Consider the following 890-nt stretch of genomic DNA (forward strand, 5'->3'; position numbering starts at 1 on the left):
AAATTTATTAGCTTTGATTTAAAGAAAATTTTTTATGGCATAGATCTTTGCACAGGGGTTTTTGACACTCATTTTTCCTTTCATTATGAAATAAAACCAAAGCTTGAAGAAAATAAAGAATTTCTTTTAAAAAGACTTTTGTCTTATTTGATTATTGATGAGAAAAGAAATGCAACTGCTTTAGAGGATATAAAAGAACAAAAATATATTATAGATGATTATACTTTTTATTTCAAAGAGTTAAAATCTTTAGAACTTAAAAAATGCACCATGTATCAACTTCCTTGTAATCATCCTTTGTTTAAAGAGTTTAGAAATAAAGAAAAGCAAATTAGTGCTTTTAAAAAAGATGAAGATAGTCCTATTCATGCTTACAATGAAGCTTTACAAATTTTACAAGATTTTGCTAATGGACTTTACAATACAAGTAAAGATAAAACAGGAAGATATATAGAAGATAAAAATAAAACCAGAAGATTACTAGAAAAACTCAATATCATAGGACAAAACAATCTTAAGGCTATGTATATGGGGATAAATGGAAATAAAGAAAGCTTGAAAAACAAAGACAATGAAGAAGGAAACGAGGAGGATATAGAAAGTGTAACTAAAAACAAACAATCCCAAAAATTACCGCCTAATTTCATAGGCAGACTAGCCACTACTATAATTATAGAAGATGGTTTATATATGGGTTAAATTAAGAAAGGATAAAAATGAGTGAGACTTATAAAATTTATACACCTAATGGATTGGCATTAGATGTGGAAAAAGATACCAATAAAATACTCTTTAAAGAAAATGTTAAGCCCACAGGCAACTATACTGAAGAATATTCCAAAGCTTTGTTTGAAGCACACGACATTAAACGAAACTCCCCCTACAAAGAC

The 890-nt window shown here is 28.0% G+C and carries 1 pseudogene; it reads left to right on the forward strand.

Features of this window, described 5'->3' with window-relative positions:
• Positions 1-699: pseudogene (locus BGS40_RS05655) on the forward strand (hypothetical protein); the annotation flags it as partial.
• Positions 700-890 lie beyond the last annotated feature (191 nt).

The organism is Campylobacter sp. 107 (assembly GCF_002383835.1).
Classification (GTDB): domain Bacteria; phylum Campylobacterota; class Campylobacteria; order Campylobacterales; family Campylobacteraceae; genus Campylobacter_D; species Campylobacter_D jejuni.